Raw genomic sequence first — 17528 nt, 5'->3', positions numbered from 1 at the left:
ATGTAGTGATGTTAGACAGGACCATTGTAGTTGATGAGCAATTTATAAATCGAGTCCAACAAGCAGACTTTCCAAAACCCAATAGTATAATGAGTCCAGAAACGGCGGAATTGGATAAGAAAACTGCCATAGAGCTTTTTGATTCACAAATCAAATCCCGCCTACTTGATTTGATCGCCAGGCAGCTTAAGGAAAAAGGTTTGTCTTTTTATACCATAGGCAGCAGTGGACATGAAGGAAATGCGGTTTGGGGACAGGTTTTTCGTCCAGATGATATGGCATTTTTGCATTATCGTAGTGGCGCCTTTTATTTACAACGTGCTAAAAAAATAGAGGGGACTGATGGGGTTAGGGATATTTTACTGTCTTTGGTTGCCGCAGCAACCGATCCCATTTCAGGAGGACGCCATAAAGTTTTTGGAAGTGTTCCTTTAAATATTCCGCCACAAACCTCAACTATTGCATCGCATTTACCTAAAGCCCTAGGCGCTGCCTTATCGATCACTCGTGCAAAAGAATTAAATACCCCCAGCAATTTAAATCCGGATTCCGTCATCATTTGCACGTTCGGTGATGCATCGACCAACCATGCATCGGCACAAGCTACTTTGAATTCTTGCTCATGGATTGCACAGCAAAATTATCCTTTACCCATTGTATTTATTTGTGAAGACAATGGAATAGGAATTTCCGTGCCCACCCCATCAGGCTGGATAGAACGTTCCGTCAGTGCTCGACCTGGTTTGCATTATATTGCGTGTGATGGTTTGAATCTTGCTGATGCTTATGCAGCGGCACAAGAAGCAGAATATTTGGCACGTGTAAAAAAGCAACCGGTATTTTTGCATATGCGTTGTGTGCGTTTGCTAGGGCATGCCGGTTCAGATATTGAATCCCAATATTGTACGCCAGAAGAAATAGAAGCCAGAGAGGCCCAAGATCCTTTGCTGCATACGGCAGGCATTCTCTATCGGGAAGGCTGGATGAGTATTCCTGACATGCTGAACCTTTATCAAAGTAATAAAGATTTGATCGAAGCCAAAGCAATAGACGCAATAAGACAACCCAAACTCTCCAGTGCTGATGCCGTGATGTCGTCGCTAATCCCTTTGGTACCTAAAAAACCAGCACTTCCTCTACCAACTGAGGAGCAACGAAGCCAACTTTTTGCCAATGCCTTCCCGCAATTAGCCCAGAAACGAAATTTATGCCAACAAATTAATTTTGCTTTGACTGATTTAATGATGCAATACCCCAACATGTTGGTATTTGGTGAAGATGTAGGTAAAAAAGGCGGCGTATATCGAGTCACTGCGGATTTGCAGGCACGGTTTGGACAACGGCGAGTATTTGATACCCTTTTGGATGAGACTACGATTTTAGGTACCGCCATTGGCTTGGCTCATAATGGATTTATCCCGGTTCCAGAAATTCAGTTTTTGGCTTATTTGCATAATGCAGAAGATCAGCTGCGCGGAGAAGCCTCCACCTTATCCTTTTTCTCCAGCGGTCAATATCAAAATCCCATGGTTCTGCGCATTGCATCACTAGCTTATCAGAAAGGATTTGGGGGGCATTTCCATAATGATAACTCCATTGCCGTACTCCGTGATTTACCCGGAGTGATCGTTGCCTGTCCTTCAAATGGCCCAGACGCTGCAAAAATGTTACGTACTTGTGTACGCATGGCTTATGAAGAAGGCAGGGTCATTGTCTTTTTAGAACCGATCGCTTTATATATGACCAAAGACTTGCATCAACCGGGGGATAATGGGTGGCTTTTTAATTATCCTGCACCTGATACGGTGATTGCTCCAGGTGAGGTGGGTGTCTATGGAGAGGGGGCAACGGTTATCTTAACCTATGCTAATGGTTATTATTTATCACGACAAGCTGCAAAGGTCCTGCAGGAAGAACATAATATTTCTGTAAAAATAGTCGACTTACGATGGATTAGTCCCTTACCTGTCGAAGGGATTTTGAAAGAAATCGCCAAAGCGAAAAATGTATTAATTGTAGATGAGGGCAGACAAAGTGGTTCGGTCAGTGAAGGCTTGATGACTTTGTTATTGGAAGAGGCCTCAACGAGTTTAAAAATCAAGCGAATTACCGGTAAAGATTGCTTTATTCCCTTGGGTAATGCCTGGCAATATTTGTTACCCAGTAAAGAAAGTATTATTGAAGCCGTGATTGCGTTACAGTCAGATAAAAGGGAGAAAGAAAGTGGACGACTTGTTGTTTCTTGATGAGCAGTTGAATGGTGATGAGCGCATGATACGTGATAGCGTAGCGCGTTTCGTCAGCAATGATGTAATGCCTTTGATGGCTGAGTCTTTTGAACATGCTCAATTTCCACAAGAGCTTATTAAAAAATCCGCAGAAATGGGTTTATTGGGTTTGACTTTGCCCGCAGAATACGGTGGTGCTGAAGCGTCTTATGTTGCGTACGGTTTAGTTTGCCAGGAGTTAGAGCGCGGTGATAGCGGCTTACGTAGTTTTGTTTCCGTGCAAAGTTCTTTATGCATGTATCCTATTTTTCGTTATGGTTCTGAAGAGCAACGCGTACGTTTTTTACCCGGGATGGCTGCTGGTGAGATTATCGGTTGTTTTGGTTTAACTGAACCAGATTTTGGTTCCGATCCGGCTGGGATGAGAACCACTGCGAAGAAAGTGAAGGGCGGCTGGAGTTTGAATGGGGCTAAAATGTGGATCACCAATTCACCCATCGCTGATATCGCCATTGTTTGGGCAAAAACCGAAGACGGGGTCCGTGGTTTTATTGTGGATACTCAATCTGAAGGATTACGTCGACCTGAAATCAAATTAAAAATGTCACTACGTGCTTCAAATACAGGGGAGTTGGTGTTTGATGATGTTTTTGTTCCCGATGAAAATTATCTTCCTGGAAGTGAAAAAGGTTTGGGTGCGCCTTTAAGTTGCTTAAGCCAGGCACGGTATGGCATTGCCTGGGGGGCGATGGGGGCTGCAATGGCCTGTTTTGATATCACTCGAGATTACCTGTTAGAGCGCAAGCAATTTAATAAACCTTTAGCAGCGTTTCAGCTTATTCAAAAAGACTTAGCAGATATGTATACTGAAATTATTAAGGCACAATGTCTTAATTTACAAATAGGCCGATTAAAAGATAATCACCGAGAGAATCCTGTGATGATTTCTCTTGCTAAAGGCAATGCCTGCCGTGAAGCATTGAATATTGCAAGAAAATGCAGGAATCTATTGGGAGCAAATGGAATCAGCCTTGAGTACCATGTGATTCGTCACATGCTTAATTTAGAATCAGTCTTTACCTACGAGGGTACGGACAATGTCCATACGCTAGTACTTGGAAAACATATTACAGGAATTAATGCTTTTGCTTAAATCAGGCAGCAAACGGTTAAGCACCAAGAGCAATGACTAAAAGTAACCTGGAAATTGGAACCAGGTTACTTTTTGTTCTATAAGTTATTGGCATCGCTAGGGTTTAACAGGAGTTCTTTCTCAGATTAAAACTTATTCTTCATGCATCAGGATTGTGTGAAGCGAAGCAGATTTATTCGGCAACTTACAGGAGTATCCCTATGTTTAAAATGACTTTAAAAACAGCGTTAATTTTAACTTTACCTGTATTCAGTATGAATGTGCAGTCCGGGCCAAGCAAAGAATTTTTAGCCAATCAGTGCTATGAGCTTTCTCGAGTGATTGTTTCTTTAGCTGATAATCAAGACAAAAAAGTCTGCATTAACAAACTCTATATGGCTTCAGTACAAATGAGTTCTGCAGCTTATTTAATCATGCAAGATTCTTCTGATGTGGCAAAAGAGCTTTTGAATAATGCAGTAGCTGCCTTGCAATATGCTGAGCTGTTGAGCTGCAAGCAATACATTCAAATTTCACATTCTAAATTTGAAGCCCATAAGATTAAGACATTATTATAAAAATAAGCCTTCTCCTCAGGTATTTATTACAGACTTGAGGAGTTGGGTAGCAGGAGCTTGCACGTGTACCCATTTTTAAAAAATAGTTTATTCATCCTTATCATTTTTATATTAGGTATTGCTGTTGGCAGCTATTACAACGCATCAATTCAAGAGTTAATAAATAGGGCATGGGTAAAAAAAGAACAAGAAGAAAAAACTCAAGAACTCCACTTTTGTCCTCCAGCAGCAGAAGTGATCAAGAATCAATACCACGCCCAAGCGTTTCAAGTTGGGACATTATATTGGCAAATGGATTATCAAGAATGGAAGGCACCAGATGATGTAGGATTTATGCAAGCATTGATTAATCCAAACAATAATCTGGTTTGCTATTATCATTGGCCCAGTCCAAAAGAGAAGGGCACCTACCTATGGATGACCATTCACTTATCACCTTCAGTGAATCAAATAGTCAAACCTTATGGCGCCTATTGGGCAAAAGAAGAAAAGCAAATGTTGTGTACCGCAGGAATTAATGCCTGTGCTTTTACTCTTTCAGAAAGCTCAAAGCGAATCATTCCGCAACAATAAATGAAGCTTAGGCATTTTCCTTTGTTTCGTGAGCATAACCCGGGAGATCGGCACAAGCATAAAATCAAATCCCCGGGCTTCGCTGCGCTCAACCCAGGCTACAAAGAAAAGGATAAACTCTTGTTATTTTCCCCAGACTTCGCTATCATTTGCCACCTAATCGGGGCGTAGCGCAGCCTGGTAGCGTACTAGCATGGGGTGCTAGTGGTCGAAGGTTCAAATCCTTCCGTCCCGACCATCAAATTCCCTTTAGAATCAGTCAGTTGCATCTTCTTAGTTAAACCCTTTAAAAATAAAAAATTTTGCTAGGTGTACTTCTGGGTGTACTTTGCCTTTTATTTCTGATCAACTGCATTATTAATCATTGTATTAATGTCTTTTGCATAATGTGACAAAATACTAAAAAACTTCCTACGCCTATGAAAAATAGGTATTTCAATCACTGGTGCATTAGGTGTAAGTATATTTTCAGGAAATGGAGTGGTGGGGTGGAGTTTATTTAAGTGTTCTAACTTTTTAGGAGGTATAGCTATTTTAGCAGTTTTTAAGAGGAACTCAGTGAAGTCATTAATATATATATTCTCCCAAGCATTCCTATTAAATCCTATCTTACTTCCCATTGAATCAGCAATGTAAGCTTCTGCAAAAGCTAAATTTGTTTGTAATGCAGGGATATCAATTATTTCATCCTTGTAGTCTGTAATTGGCCAACGCTTTCCAATCACAATAAAGGTACGACCTCCAGGACCTACCTGGTTGTCATGATCATTATTTAATGTGAGTTGATGTAAATTTGCTGCACCACAAATAAATTTTAATACCTTAAGAACAGTAGATTCTAATGGTATTTGAGATCCAATTGATGCTGGATCAATATGCATTGAATTAATTTCAAAATTAATGTCACATACAACTGTTGCTGAATCATTAATTTGAAAGAAGGTTGCATCTGGAGGAAAGTTATTTTTTACTTTACCAAGCGTTTCCCTAAGAGTATCAATACGTTTATGCGCGATTTTACCAACAGCAGAATTTAAGTTGCCTCCGGATACTGAAAGCATATCGCCAAATCCTAATAAATCATGGAAGCAAACAATAGTCGTAATTTCTTTTGAATCCATTTCTATATCCTTTTTTTATAGATTCTGTTTTATTGTAGTGATAAGTGTTAATTTATTCCATATAACCAACCAGGAGTGTAGACTAAGAGTATAACCCCTATTAGCCTAAATAAACTCTGGTAATATTTAATCGAGAATGCCCCAGTTCACGGCTAATTATTTGCCGCACTTGCCTATCAATTTTCCTTTCTTCTTGATTTAATTCTTTCGTTGCTTTCCCTCCAGCTATTGGACAGATTAATCCTATTTTTAAAGGATCAAGCTCTTTGGTTAATTCAGCATATCGGCGTTGGGCATAAGCATGGCGCAAGCCATGCAATTTACAGACTCCCATAAACTTGGCCTGTTGCTGATAATGGCTTAAATGCTGTTTATAGGTTCTTTCTTTAGGAATTAATGACTCACGGTGTTTAATCTGTTGTGAGACTTTTAACAGCCATTTCATTTGCTCCTCATTAGTAATTTTAAGCAATCGACCAATACCACCTTTTGTCCAACTGGGCTTGATATGCAAACAATCACCATGCCAGGCATCACTGACTATAAACTTCATGGATTCTTCCCTCCGCAAACCAAAAAGTATCTGTGCTTCAAGTGATAGGCGAATATGCGGGTCAGTACATAAGCTTAAATCGATATGGTGAATGGCTTTGTTTTGAGTGGGAATATAAGTGCGTTTATCAATTTGATAGGAATCATTACCTCTTTTAACCAACTTGGGTTTATCAAGAAAATAAGCGAGTTTACGCAATTTAGACATATAATTTTTGATTGTCGCAGGGCTTTTGCCTAGCTTTTTCCAATGTTCAACAAGTACATAGATATGCTTGGGCTTCAAACCATTTAAATGATCTTTCATGCAGCGATTAATCATATGTTTCATATCTGCCGTGCTGGCATAGCACTAATGGGGTCAGGCCTTGAATCGTGAATCATTGATTAAAAATTCACGATTCAAGGCCTGACCCCATCGGTTTCGCAAGGCCTGACCCCATCGGTTTTCGTGTGGCATCATGACACACTATCTGCCCTGGTGATTTTTCTTATTACCGTCAAAGCCACCATAATAGCCACACTAAGCGCTCCTGTCTGCAGGATCTCAAACGGCCATAAATTGTGTGAAGAAGGATCTGCTGAGATATCGATGAGAAGCCGCAACACTACAAATGCCATTAGTGCTGCCGGTACAAACGCAGCAATACGCCAGCCTCCCCTCCATTTCCATACACCCAGTAAGGGTGTAATAATTCCCAGAATACCAATTGCGAACATGCTGAGCATGAAAATAAAGGCCAGCATCATGTCACCAAAAGATACTGGTGTATTCATCAGCCTCTTATAATTTTCTTTCTGCGCCGCAGCATCGAGTGCACTCAATTGTGTTACCCAATCAGGCTTGATATGAACTGTATTTTGTTGGTCGCTGCCAGTAACTTGAACGGGATAGGTAGCGACAACGGGAGTTTCTCCTAAAGAACCATTCCCTGCAAGGATTCTAACCTCGTCTACCTGCTCCCCAGGTTTGAACAGGAAAAACCAGCCAAGTGCCCCTCCACTGCCGGGTGGGTAGACACGGGAAGGATTACTCCCAGCAGATACCACTTTACCCTGAAAATAGGGTTTGACCCAAATTTTAACGGGTTGGTCGGACTCATAGTGCAAGTGGAGATAAAAGTTCTGGTCTCTACCCAAGGTAACCACATTTCCAGCCGGATCGGTATCGACTACTTCTACCGTGGTTTTAGCAAAAACATGAGTAGAAAAAGTCAGCCAAAATCCTAGGAATAAAAATATAGCCCCCACTAGCCTGTCCATACCGAATTCTCTTGCAATTCGTCGCTTAATCACACTGAGCTCTCCACTGATAGAACTAGTCAATAAACTCCATTTAAGGGCATGATGTAAAATTAATAAAATTTATGGCCATCATACCTACACATTGGGCAGTTTAATTGAGTCCGCTAAATCCTTGTTCTGCAAAATAAATGCTTATAAACAAGCTTAAACTAAATTAACCCCCATTTTCCACTAATGGGGGTCAGGCCTTGAATTTAAAGGTTTTGATTAGTCTTATAGTTACAATTCAAAATTCAAGGCCTGACCCCATAGGTTCATAGGTTTTGAGGTGGCTAAAATGGCTATCGAAGAAATTCGCAAATTTGATCCTGACAAAAAATTGTTATCGCCCTTACTAAAAAAAGTTACCTTACTATGACATCGTAGTGAAAGATAAGGAGCTTAGAGAGCTCAAACACTAATGGGGCAGGCCTTGAATTGTGAATCACTTATTAAAAATTCACGACTCAAGGCCTGACCCTGAGATACACTGAGATACATAGCTAAGCTATGCACACACTATAGTTCCATGAATTATGTTCATCATAGAAATGGGAAAATACGATTACATTGTTTTGTAAAGGAGGTTTTCCATAGGTTCAGGTGCCTTGGTAGAGACTAATTGCGGTGTATTATACTTGGTAGTGAACTCGCTAACCTTAAACATATAACCGGTCCCGGTCTCATTTTTCACCATCTCGATTTTTGCTTTTATTTCGGCGATCGGAACTATATTGTTTTCTGTTTCGCCTGTAACTTCCCTACGACATTGCTCCATGGTTTTCGCCAGTTCATTGTCATTAAGCTCTATCAAAGAAATACCATCACTAGCCATCGCAAAAATTCGTTGAGGACTATTTGTGTCACTAGGATCCGCATAAGAACACGAGAGAATTTTCAAATCAACGGTTGCATAGAGTGTACCGTTACTATCTTTAGACCAATTAATGTGTCCAGTAGTTCGTCCACGTTCTAAGCCTTGAATATTACCCTCAGTCAACTTGGTTGTATTAGTAAATTCTCGCAAGAGGCTGCCATGTAAAAATTGACCACCAAAATGATAAAGTTTATTCGCTCTTGAATGAGGTGTATCAATCTTATCTCCAGCAAAATTTTGTATGGCTTCTAGAAGTATTCTGTCTTTATGATCATCCACATTCCCCGGAATAATCGCAGCACCATATATTGTTACTCCTTTTCGGACAAGATCTTTAATAACCGTATACTTATCGCTCGTTTCCTCTTCTTGAGTAGATGTTTCTATATCATAAATAGCTTGTGACTCTTTGAGATCACTTTGGCTATAAGTAATTTCGCTGCAGGGAATTTCACCTTGCGCATGAAAATTGGCCAATTCATGATAACTGATTAAGACATCATGGGTTTTGAGAAGTAAACGAAATAATGCAGAGTTTTCTGGTATTGAATATTGAACATCTTTTTTATCCGAGGGGCGTTCATCTTCTCTCTTCTGTTCAATACCAATGTTTTGAGAGGTCCGATAGCGATTTTTATCTAACCAGTGCGCAAAAGAAACTTTTTTAGAAGCTGCATTAGTAATAGTTAAATGTTCTAAAGCTTGCAACGCCTCAGCCAATTCGCCAATAGTCATTGGCTGGCGATCAAGTGCTATCAGATTAAAAAAGTGATCAACAGCTGTTAAGCTACCTCCGCTTTTAAAAAAACTCTTCTCTTGACTTCTATTAATCAACTTTCTTAAGTTGTACCATTCACTTGCAATCTGTGCGAGTGCGGTTTGCTCTGTTCTCATATCATTGTTTCTCATAAAAATTGATCATTATGCTTATTTTATGATATAAAAATTAAGTGTATATTAAATTGAAGAGGTTTATCTTAGGACTTGATATGAAAAAGCTCCTAAGTTCCTCTAATTTAAGGATATTTTTTGTGTTGTTTCGACAGAACTATTCCTAGATAAATTTAAAATTATTAGGAAGTTTGCCGATTCATTCGGTTGTGTCTGCTCTGAATTTGCTATTTTAAAAGGGAGAATAATATGTTTTTTAACCCAACACCCAAAAGAACTAACGAAGATGAAAAAGTACATTGTTATTTCATTCCCATCGTGGAACAAATAAAATCTAGTGATTACAATAAAACATATATCTGGAATTTTGCGAAAGAAACCAATATAACACGCAAATTTTATTCTTCTCCCGAGGTACTCGCTCGCATGGAGTCCGGACGCTTGGGTCCACACACTGTCTTATCTTGCTATAAAGTCTCATTGACCGAAGCGCAACACCAACAATTAAGAGCAGTTAGTGGTAGAGATAATGTCTTTCTAGGCTCTATGAATTTTAGCTGCACTGATATTGAAAGCATGATCCATTTTATTCAAGGCGAGCAACAGGAACATGCGAATCCTTTCTATGAACAGAATACTACTTTAACACACCCGGCTTGTGCTGCTTAACTAATAAAACAAAAAATATATTACGAACGTACGGAAAGAGCCAAGCTTAGTTTATCCTCCGCACATCCTGGCTGGTTTGTAACTTCATTAATTCGGGCAACCCAGTCAGCCACAGTATGTACTAATAATCCTTCCAAGGTTTTAGCAGGAAGTGTATCCAATTTAAGAATAAGATTATTATTAATCAAAATATAACAAACGAGGCGACAGGCTTCGATGCGAATATCAGGACTTTCGTTTTCCAGCAAGTTTTCATTTTTAACTGCATCGATAAGTTGATATAGCATGTCCTTGTCCATCGCTGGGATATAAATTAACGGGGTCAGGCCTTGAATCGTGAATCATTGATTAAAAATTCACGATTCAAGGCCTGACCCCATAGGTTTACGATTCAAGGCCCATAGGTTTATTTTATGCCAAGCCTTAATCCACGCTTGCTATTACTAACTGCCGGTCAATCCTAATCCAGACTCCTCTTTGGGTTTATTCAATTCAGCAGCGACTTTTGCTATATTGAATGTTATTTCCGCAGTTGATTCTAAATTGGATATTATCCCATCACCTGAAAGCCCTCTCTCTTTTAAGACTTCCTTTGCTTTTTTGAAAACTTCTTCAACCTCTGCGGGTTTGCCTTTAAAGCTTATTAGATCTGCTTCTATTTTAACTGCATGCATAGACTTCCCTTCAAATATCTTAGCGACTAAGCCAGCAATGTTTTCATCTTCTAGCGCAGATTTTTTTGAGGTTTGATCATAGAAACCAAAACCTCGTGTAGAGGCTGGCACTGGAGAAGCTAATGACATAAATAGTTTCATATCAAACGGACCATAAAGACTTTTAAGCTGTTCTGATTTCTTTAAAAGCAAATCTAATTCTGCATCAGTATTTTTAGAGAAATAAGCTACTCCATTAAACTCACCGTACCTCAAAGCAGGTCTTACATATGTGAAGTCTTTAAAAAGTTCTTTTATTACATTCTGGGCCTCTCCGGATTTCATAATAGCAAGAAATCCCACTCCCGCAGCTCCATCTGGGCTCATTGTTAAGCCACTCTTGGGTCGCTTTGAAGAGGCTACTTGAATACTGCTGGATTTAAAAAATTGATCGGGATATTCTTTGAGCAGCATATCCATAACGGTTTGTATATTTTTAACGCATATATTTCTTTTTTGGTCTAGAGTTAATGGAGATTCTTTCACTTCTTTTTCATGCTGATCTTTATCTTGCATAATAAATCCTTTTTAATTCGGATCGAATTAAAAAAAACCATAGATAATTTAATTATAGCAAATTGCTATTTTGTTATTATTTCTGGTATTGCCAAACTTACTGTAACAATAATGGGGTCATAGGCTCTCTCTGCTTTTTACTGATTAAATTTAAAAGACAGAATTAAAACAGGATGCATCTTGGCTGAGATGTGGATAGCTGGTTTTCAAGCAAAGAAGCACTTTGATTTATCAAACGTAAAATCATCTGTGCTTTACTTTCAGTGGGGCTAAAGCTAAAAAAGCGTAAATTACAGCCAGATGTATTATCGAAGGCATGTTTTATACCTGCCTTGAAATCTTGCATCATCCCTGTAACAATTTCATTAAAATAACAAGTTTTGATGTTTTTTTCTGGGTTTGGGCCAGTAAGAAAAGCCAGCATATCACCTACATCGTCTTTGATCTTATCAATGTCTTTTTCTGAAATAGGGGTTCTTAGAGCATCACTCTCATCATTATAAGTAATCAAATAGGAAACTGCCAATACTGAACTCTCTACTACGTCGGGTTCGCGTGGAAGCGTAAATTCAACTTCGTTATGGTTGGTATAGAAATACAGCACTTCATACAATTGTAATAATAAGATACCGATACTGGCCTCTTTTTCGTTTGGATCGGATATTTTAGGCAACTCATCAAGCGCAAATACAGTTATAAGATGTATTATTTTTAGAGGGTTTACTGAGTCAAAGCGTATAGTTCTTGTTATTAGGTAGTCGTTAAATAACTCTTGCGCTTCATTTCTGGTTAATTCTCTATCAGCTTCCAGAAAGCGTTTGCATACTAACATGCCGTGATGATTGGTAAAACGGAGCAAATAGCGCAGTATTTCATTGGGCAAATTATCAAAAGGATTTATAGAGTTGGATGTTAACATTTTAGTCGTTTTCATTTAGTCCATCGTTCAGGAAGTGTTACAGGTTTCAGTGGAAAATACTACCATGGTGAGTAGTGATTGTGCATAGGCACTAATGCACTAATGGGGTCAGGCCTTGAATCGTGAATTTTTAATCAATGATTCACGATTCAAGGCCTGACCCCATAGGTTTTTGGTTTATACATAGGTTTACGCTTGATTCATGAACTATAATTAAGGGGGTTATTTTTTATTCAGGAGGAAAAATGTCTATCAAGTCATTAATTGCTATGGTTAGCTTTGTTTTGTATTTTAGTCCTCTTTTGGCTGCAGCTGCCGAAACGAAAATGTGCAATACAACCCAGCAAGGAAATTGTGGGCGTTTTTGCCAAGCACATCAGGGAATGAAGTCTTGTATCATTGATATTACTACTAGGAGTGGTACTTGTACTTGTGCAGATGGAGTCAGTCATACAAAGCATAAGTAAGCTAGCACCAATACACCAATGCACCAATGGGGTCAGGCCTTGAATTGTGAATTTCAATTGAAGATTGATGAATCTATTGACGCTCGGAATGGAATGGATTAAAAACATGTCAAGGAAAAGATAATTAATAGTCCAACATGGCAAGATCGCTACGAATAGAGTTTCCAGGAGCTTTTTATCATATTACCTCAAGAGGAGATGGTCAGGAGCGTATCTACATTTCAGATGAAGTTAGAAATTTATTTTTAAACACATTTTCTGAGGTATGTTTGAGATGTAATTGGGTTTGTTATGCATACTGTCTCATGGATAATCATTACCATCTGTTAATAGAGACCCCAGCTGGAAATTTAAGTAAAGGGATGCAATTACTTAATGGTGTCTATACCCAAAAATTTAATCGAACCCACAATCGTGTGGGACACGTTTTTCAAGGGCGATTCAAAGCAATATTAGTTGAGAAAGAGAGTTATTTGCTTGAGTTATCAAGATACATTGTATTAAATCCTGTACGCGCAAAAATGGTTACTTCACCACATGAATGGAAATGGAGTAGTTATCTAGCTACGACATTAAAAGAGTCGCAACCCAATTGGTTGCATACAGATAAAATTCTTTATTTATTTAGTGAAGATGTGGCCGTAGCCATTAATAAATATCGAGAATTTGTAATTGATGGGATAACGAGTAAGTCACCATGGAGTGATTTAAAAAAACAAATTTATTTGGGAAATGAAGAGTTTATTAATGAGATGTTGAAAAAAATAGACCCTCAAATGAATCTAATAGATATCCCGAAAACTCAATATGAAACAGAGAATTACACTTTAAAAGAGATAGAGCAAAAGGCTAGTACAAGAAATGAAGGAATTCAAGTTGCGTACCAAAGTGGTCAATTTAGTTTAAAAGAAATTGGGGACTATTTTTGCTTGCATTATTCTAGTGTGAGTAAAATAGTCAAAAAATTACGACTATAGTTTTGAAAATTCACAATTCAAGGCCTGACCCCATTGTTTCATGGTTTCATAGGATTAAATCCGCAGCAAAAAGATGTCACTGACTTATAGTGAGCTAGCGTAGTCTTGCGGTGATAACAACCTCATAACAAAACAAAGATATAGACTATAATTATTGTATTAATGGTGTTCTGAGGTATGACTAATGGAAAAGAAAGAAGAGTTAGTTCCTATTCGTAATTTTAATATCTTTATTCAGGGTAATATGGATGTTGAACTAAGTGCCTTAATCGCGAGACTAAATCAAATCAGTGAGGACTCCGCCTTAGATTTTAAGAAATTTCGATTTAATTTTATTGGAAAACCAAAAGAGATTTATGCCAATAATTATAGGAACAAGCAGCTCTGCATGATAGTTTGTGATTTGGATAATTACAACTCAATAAAGGATTTAAAGCTCTGGATGAGGGAGCTTGATCGATTTTTAGATAATAAAGCCATTCGCATTATTGTTGCGAAGGAAGGTAAAACTCACCTGGAATCAGCTAACTGGGACTTAGTTCAAGAGTTTTGTAAAGAGAACAATATTTTTTTTGCTAAAGTAAATACCGAAACAGATGTCGGGATGAGTGCTTTATTCGAACAAACAGCCTTGTTACTGACGAATACTAAGTACAGAAATATGTTAACAAATCAGGGAACTTGTCTGACTGAGTTAGAAGAAGGCAAAGGATTGGGTCTTGTAATAAAACGGACACTGTTGGCTAACGCTAAAGAAAGGCTCAACGATAAGGAATGGGACACCAAAGAAAGAGGCTTTTTTAGCCAAAAAGCACCTGCTGATATCGTAAAACTAAGAAAAACACTCGATGTTTCTTTAGATACGTTAACACCAGAGATGACGCAACAGTTATACAAAAAATATTCCGATCAATTGATCGAAGCTTTCAAAAAGTCCAAAAGCAGGGATCCCTTAGTAGTAGAACTATACCGAGAACTTCATTTGGTTCAATATCTTCCAGAAAGAAAGTTGCATCAAGCGGCCAGTACTTTACTTCAACAATCACCATTACCACCAGAAATTATTGAGCAAATTATTGTTTTAGCAGGAGGAAATTTAAATATATCTGAAAGTGATGCCATCGAAAATCTTGCGGATGCTCAAACATATGAATTGAGTATGGGAAATATGAAAAATTTTTGCTTAATAATGAAGCGAATTTTAAAAGACATGAATGATCAAAAAGATAATCCCTCTATTATTGCGCTAAGATCAATTGAACAAACGTTCATTGATGAGCGAAGTCAGGTAAAACGGCAAACCCACAATGTACATCAATTAAATTCTATGAAAAACGAGTTAGTCCAACAACATAAGAAAGAGATTATAAAACATTATGGTGAGGACGCACGCCCAATTATTCAAAAACTATTGAAAACAAGCATAGTTGATCATGAAAAGTTCAATACTTTATTAGAGGATTTTAATGAAACTTGCCCACCAGAAATACCTGCGATAAACAAACGAAATTTGTGAACAACTATTTACTGATGTTGGCTAGTAGCCAATGGGGTCAGGCCTTGAATTGTGAATTTAATTAATGATTCACAATTCAAGGCCTGACCCCGTACGGTGCTACTTACTCATGGGCACCTCTCTTAAGTGTTGAAATTATAACAAGTTAAAAGAGATGACACAGTTATTTAAACACTACCGCCCTCCTACTCGGACAGGTTTCATTATTTCGTCCATTTTAGGGTTGGCCGTTAAGGCCGCACGGATTTTTTGAAAATCACAACAGCTTGCTTTTGCAAATGCCTTGATGATCTCATCAGCATTTTCATTGTAATTATTGTCCTTGTTTTCAGCTATTTTTCTTTTGATTTCAATAATGGCATTGCTTATATTTTCTTCTTTTGAAGGGTCGATATTCACCACTATGTCTCGTATGGTCTTGATAATAGCTGGAACCGATCTATCGGAATTTCTCAGCAATTCATCATTCATTAATACCGTGTAGACCGCGAAGATATTTTCTTCTCTTTCATTCGCAGGTATCTTCATGATACTGATAGTCACTTTATTTTTATTGGGTATAGTGAGGCTTTCTTGTTTGCTATCTTTAGGTTCAAACGGGACTACTCTCTCTGGTTTCCCTTTTTTTGTTTTAGCATCTTGTTTTGCCGCTTGTTCACCGGGTTCAATTGTTTTTTTGTCCTCATTTTTACCGCTTGCCAAAAAATCCCCCGATTCTTTCTTAGCGGGTAAAGCATGTTCATCATAGGAAACCTTGCTTTTAGTATTCTTTAACCATGTTTTATCGCACTTTATTGTCACTTCACAACCAGCTAATTTAACTGCTTCCTCGTAATCGCCTGGTGCTTGAATGGTTTTAACATTAGCTGCGAAATTCGATTTAGTTAATTTTTCAGGAGAAAATGCCGCAAGTTCCTCATCAGTATAGGGAGAGGAGCCATTAGGTTCTTTATGAACTAAAAAGGCTTCAATAGCTTCACAAAAAGAATTAATACTGGCTTCACAGGTATTATGTCTTCTTTTATTTCGATCGTTGGTGTCTTTAACGGCAAATGGATACCTTTTAGCATCCATTTCTGTTGCACCCTCATATCCTAAGTTATAGGTTTCTTGATGTATTTTAATTTCTTCTTGGACGTATTTAATTAACTTTTTACTTAATTGTTTCATATCTTCATGAGTAAAATTGTCTATTTTTAATTGCTTGGTATATTCAGCAATTAAATGTTCAATTGAAAGTAGTGTTTTTTGTTTCTCTTTTGCAACTTCACTTGGCGTACGTTGAGAAGAATTTTTTAATTCCATTTCATTAAAATTTACATTATCCAATAATCGTAACTCAAAACATTGATTCAAAAGCGATTTTATAAATTCAGTTTGAGTTGCTTTATCCTTATTTAACTGAGATACAAAGTTTCTTTCAAAAGGAGTGAGAACGTCTTTTATTCTATCTCCAATTTTTTCAGCACTAATGTCTTTTAATATGATTGGTTCAACATCTTGCTTCGCATAGGTGGCAAGCATCTTTTGGATAGCTACTCGTAAAATGGGATGACGGGGAACAACCCCAAAAGCATCATTATTTCCATCCACTTCTAAGGGTAATGGTATTTTCAACAAATTAGCTAGATAGATTCTCTCTTTCGGGAAATTTTGTTGCCGTATATGACCAATCATTCCTAACGGCGGTTTGTCTGGCACAAGTCTTGTATCGCTATTAACCGCAGGAAGTAAATCAGTATCCAGGTAGTATCCTCCATAGTAATACAGACTACAATATCGAATTAAATCACTAACGGCAGCCAAATTGCGATTTCCAATAGACTCTCTTAATAAGTTATATAAATAGGCATTTGTCTCTTTATCAGGGAAAATAGGGTCATTTTTAAGCTTGTCCAGCAATTCATTGATATTTTTTATTTTAATATGGAAATTTCTCGCGTGAATGGGGATATCTAAAGTTTCTGCAGACAAAGGTACTTTTGAATCGGGTTGGTGCGCTGATTGATGATGTTCATTTTCAACTGTATTATTTTTTTTCCTGCTCGAATTATATTTATTCGAAAGTGACTTTAAATCTGCACGTCTTAGTGGTTTATTAATGTATTCTTCATTATCGGTCCAAATAATGGTTTCTTCAAAACCACTGCGAAATGCAGCTGCCGATATCTCTAGTACGGTTGACAAATACTCAGGCTTTATTTCACCACCCACCCAGACATATTGAAACATTGGTGGAATGCTATTTGATGAAGTTATATTGCTGTCAAGCTCTTTTTTCATAACAAATGATCTCAAATTATACATTTAGTAAGTATAATATATTTCTCAAGAAGTAAAGTGTTTCTCTTAATATCGGTAAATTGAGAATAAAATTTTTCTCGGAAACTTTAATTTCTTTTCCATAGCAAACTGTGGGGTCAGGCCTTGAATTGTGAATCATTGATTAAATTCACAATTCAAGGCCTGACCCCATTGTTTCTTAAGGTTTTTTTAAGCTTTCCTTGTTATATTG

At 37.9% G+C, this 17528-nt stretch carries 15 protein-coding genes, 1 tRNA gene and 1 pseudogene; 9 read left to right on the top strand and 8 right to left on the bottom strand.

Annotated features, from left to right (window positions below; genetic code table 11):
- Window positions 1-8 precede the first annotated feature (8 nt).
- The 5 genes from ACF8MK_RS01320 (at window position 9) to ACF8MK_RS01300 (ending at window position 4749) form a co-directional block, all read left to right on the top strand.
- Window positions 9-2246 (top strand): thiamine pyrophosphate-dependent enzyme, encoded by a 2238-nt coding sequence (locus ACF8MK_RS01320; protein ID WP_392537861.1) that lies wholly within the window; start codon window positions 9-11, stop codon window positions 2244-2246.
- A complete protein-coding gene (locus ACF8MK_RS01315) occupies window positions 2224-3381 on the top strand; it encodes an acyl-CoA dehydrogenase family protein (protein ID WP_392537860.1) in 1158 nt (385 codons plus the stop codon). The genes ACF8MK_RS01320 and ACF8MK_RS01315 overlap by 23 nt, the downstream gene beginning before the upstream one ends.
- A 200-nt stretch (window positions 3382-3581) precedes the next feature.
- Window positions 3582-3938: a hypothetical protein gene (locus tag ACF8MK_RS01310; RefSeq protein ID WP_265704289.1), complete on the top strand. Its 357-nt coding sequence runs from the start codon at window positions 3582-3584 to the stop codon at window positions 3936-3938.
- A gap of 63 nt (window positions 3939-4001) precedes the next feature.
- A complete protein-coding gene (locus ACF8MK_RS01305) occupies window positions 4002-4511 on the top strand; it encodes a hypothetical protein (protein WP_392537859.1) in 510 nt (169 codons plus the stop codon).
- Between the two features lie 161 nt (window positions 4512-4672).
- A tRNA-Pro gene (locus ACF8MK_RS01300) sits at window positions 4673-4749 on the top strand.
- Between the two features lie 97 nt (window positions 4750-4846).
- Here the strand turns inward: ACF8MK_RS01300 and ACF8MK_RS01295 are convergent.
- From ACF8MK_RS01295 to ACF8MK_RS01280, 4 genes and pseudogenes are all read right to left on the bottom strand, one after another.
- Entirely contained in the window at window positions 4847-5632 is a 786-nt protein-coding gene (locus tag ACF8MK_RS01295) for a hypothetical protein (protein WP_392537858.1), read from the bottom strand.
- Between the two features lie 100 nt (window positions 5633-5732).
- A pseudogene (locus tag ACF8MK_RS01290) lies at window positions 5733-6533 on the bottom strand (integrase domain-containing protein); the annotation flags it as partial.
- Between the two features lie 110 nt (window positions 6534-6643).
- Entirely contained in the window at window positions 6644-7480 is an 837-nt protein-coding gene (locus tag ACF8MK_RS01285; RefSeq protein ID WP_392537857.1) for a hypothetical protein, read from the bottom strand.
- A gap of 553 nt (window positions 7481-8033) precedes the next feature.
- Entirely contained in the window at window positions 8034-9254 is a 1221-nt protein-coding gene (locus ACF8MK_RS01280) for a hypothetical protein (RefSeq protein ID WP_392537856.1), read from the bottom strand.
- A 231-nt stretch (window positions 9255-9485) separates the two neighbouring features.
- Between ACF8MK_RS01280 and ACF8MK_RS01275 the strand changes: the two genes are divergently transcribed.
- A complete protein-coding gene (locus tag ACF8MK_RS01275; protein WP_392537855.1) occupies window positions 9486-9905 on the top strand; it encodes a hypothetical protein in 420 nt (139 codons plus the stop codon).
- A 20-nt stretch (window positions 9906-9925) separates the two neighbouring features.
- On the opposite strand, the gene ACF8MK_RS01270 is transcribed toward ACF8MK_RS01275, so the two are convergent.
- The 3 genes from ACF8MK_RS01270 to ACF8MK_RS01260 form a co-directional block, all read right to left on the bottom strand.
- Complete coding sequence (locus ACF8MK_RS01270; protein WP_392537854.1) at window positions 9926-10192, bottom strand: hypothetical protein; 267 nt, start codon at window positions 10190-10192, stop codon at window positions 9926-9928.
- A gap of 156 nt (window positions 10193-10348) precedes the next feature.
- On the bottom strand, window positions 10349-11134 hold the full coding sequence (locus ACF8MK_RS01265) for a hypothetical protein (RefSeq protein ID WP_392537853.1): 786 nt from the start codon (window positions 11132-11134) through the stop codon (window positions 10349-10351).
- 163 nt (window positions 11135-11297) lie between these two features.
- Window positions 11298-12068 carry a hypothetical protein gene (locus ACF8MK_RS01260; RefSeq protein ID WP_392537852.1) on the bottom strand — a complete coding sequence of 257 codons (771 nt, stop codon included), beginning with the start codon at window positions 12066-12068 and terminating at the stop codon, window positions 11298-11300.
- A 230-nt stretch (window positions 12069-12298) separates the two neighbouring features.
- Between ACF8MK_RS01260 and ACF8MK_RS01255 the strand changes: the two genes are divergently transcribed.
- From ACF8MK_RS01255 to ACF8MK_RS01245, 3 genes are all read left to right on the top strand, one after another.
- Complete coding sequence (locus ACF8MK_RS01255; RefSeq protein ID WP_392537851.1) at window positions 12299-12520, top strand: hypothetical protein; 222 nt, start codon at window positions 12299-12301, stop codon at window positions 12518-12520.
- Between the two features lie 137 nt (window positions 12521-12657).
- The gene (locus tag ACF8MK_RS01250; protein ID WP_392537850.1) at window positions 12658-13497 is read left to right on the top strand and encodes a transposase; all 840 of its coding nucleotides are present in this window, start codon (window positions 12658-12660) and stop codon (window positions 13495-13497) included.
- 184 nt (window positions 13498-13681) lie between these two features.
- Window positions 13682-15013, top strand: coding sequence for a hypothetical protein (locus ACF8MK_RS01245; RefSeq protein ID WP_392537849.1), 1332 nt, complete (start codon window positions 13682-13684; stop codon window positions 15011-15013).
- A gap of 174 nt (window positions 15014-15187) precedes the next feature.
- Here the strand turns inward: ACF8MK_RS01245 and ACF8MK_RS01240 are convergent, their stop codons facing one another.
- The gene (locus ACF8MK_RS01240; RefSeq protein ID WP_392538991.1) at window positions 15188-17245 is read right to left on the bottom strand and encodes a TcdA/TcdB catalytic glycosyltransferase domain-containing protein; all 2058 of its coding nucleotides are present in this window, start codon (window positions 17243-17245) and stop codon (window positions 15188-15190) included.
- Window positions 17246-17528: the final 283 nt, after the last annotated feature.

The sequence above is a fragment of the Legionella sp. 227 genome, assembly GCF_043161935.1.
In the GTDB taxonomy this organism is placed as follows: Bacteria; Pseudomonadota; Gammaproteobacteria; order Legionellales; family Legionellaceae; genus Legionella; species Legionella sheltonii.
This window is presented reverse-complemented; position numbering and strand designations above follow the sequence as displayed.

Coding starts and splice junctions, on each gene's coding strand:
- ACF8MK_RS01255 (WP_392537851.1), top strand. CDS start 12,299: ATGTCTATCAAGTCATTAATTGCTATGGTTAGCTTTGTTTTGTATTTT.
- ACF8MK_RS01265 (WP_392537853.1), bottom strand. CDS start 11,134: ATGCAAGATAAAGATCAGCATGAAAAAGAAGTGAAAGAATCTCCATTA.
- ACF8MK_RS01260 (WP_392537852.1), bottom strand. CDS start 12,068: ATGAAAACGACTAAAATGTTAACATCCAACTCTATAAATCCTTTTGAT.
- ACF8MK_RS01310 (WP_265704289.1), top strand. CDS start 3,582: ATGTTTAAAATGACTTTAAAAACAGCGTTAATTTTAACTTTACCTGTA.
- ACF8MK_RS01295 (WP_392537858.1), bottom strand. CDS start 5,632: ATGGATTCAAAAGAAATTACGACTATTGTTTGCTTCCATGATTTATTA.
- ACF8MK_RS01320 (WP_392537861.1), top strand. CDS start 9: ATGTTAGACAGGACCATTGTAGTTGATGAGCAATTTATAAATCGAGTC.
- ACF8MK_RS01275 (WP_392537855.1), top strand. CDS start 9,486: ATGTTTTTTAACCCAACACCCAAAAGAACTAACGAAGATGAAAAAGTA.
- ACF8MK_RS01270 (WP_392537854.1), bottom strand. CDS start 10,192: ATGCTATATCAACTTATCGATGCAGTTAAAAATGAAAACTTGCTGGAA.
- ACF8MK_RS01250 (WP_392537850.1), top strand. CDS start 12,658: ATGGCAAGATCGCTACGAATAGAGTTTCCAGGAGCTTTTTATCATATT.
- ACF8MK_RS01245 (WP_392537849.1), top strand. CDS start 13,682: ATGGAAAAGAAAGAAGAGTTAGTTCCTATTCGTAATTTTAATATCTTT.
- ACF8MK_RS01280 (WP_392537856.1), bottom strand. CDS start 9,254: ATGAGAAACAATGATATGAGAACAGAGCAAACCGCACTCGCACAGATT.
- ACF8MK_RS01240 (WP_392538991.1), bottom strand. CDS start 17,245: ATGTTTCAATATGTCTGGGTGGGTGGTGAAATAAAGCCTGAGTATTTG.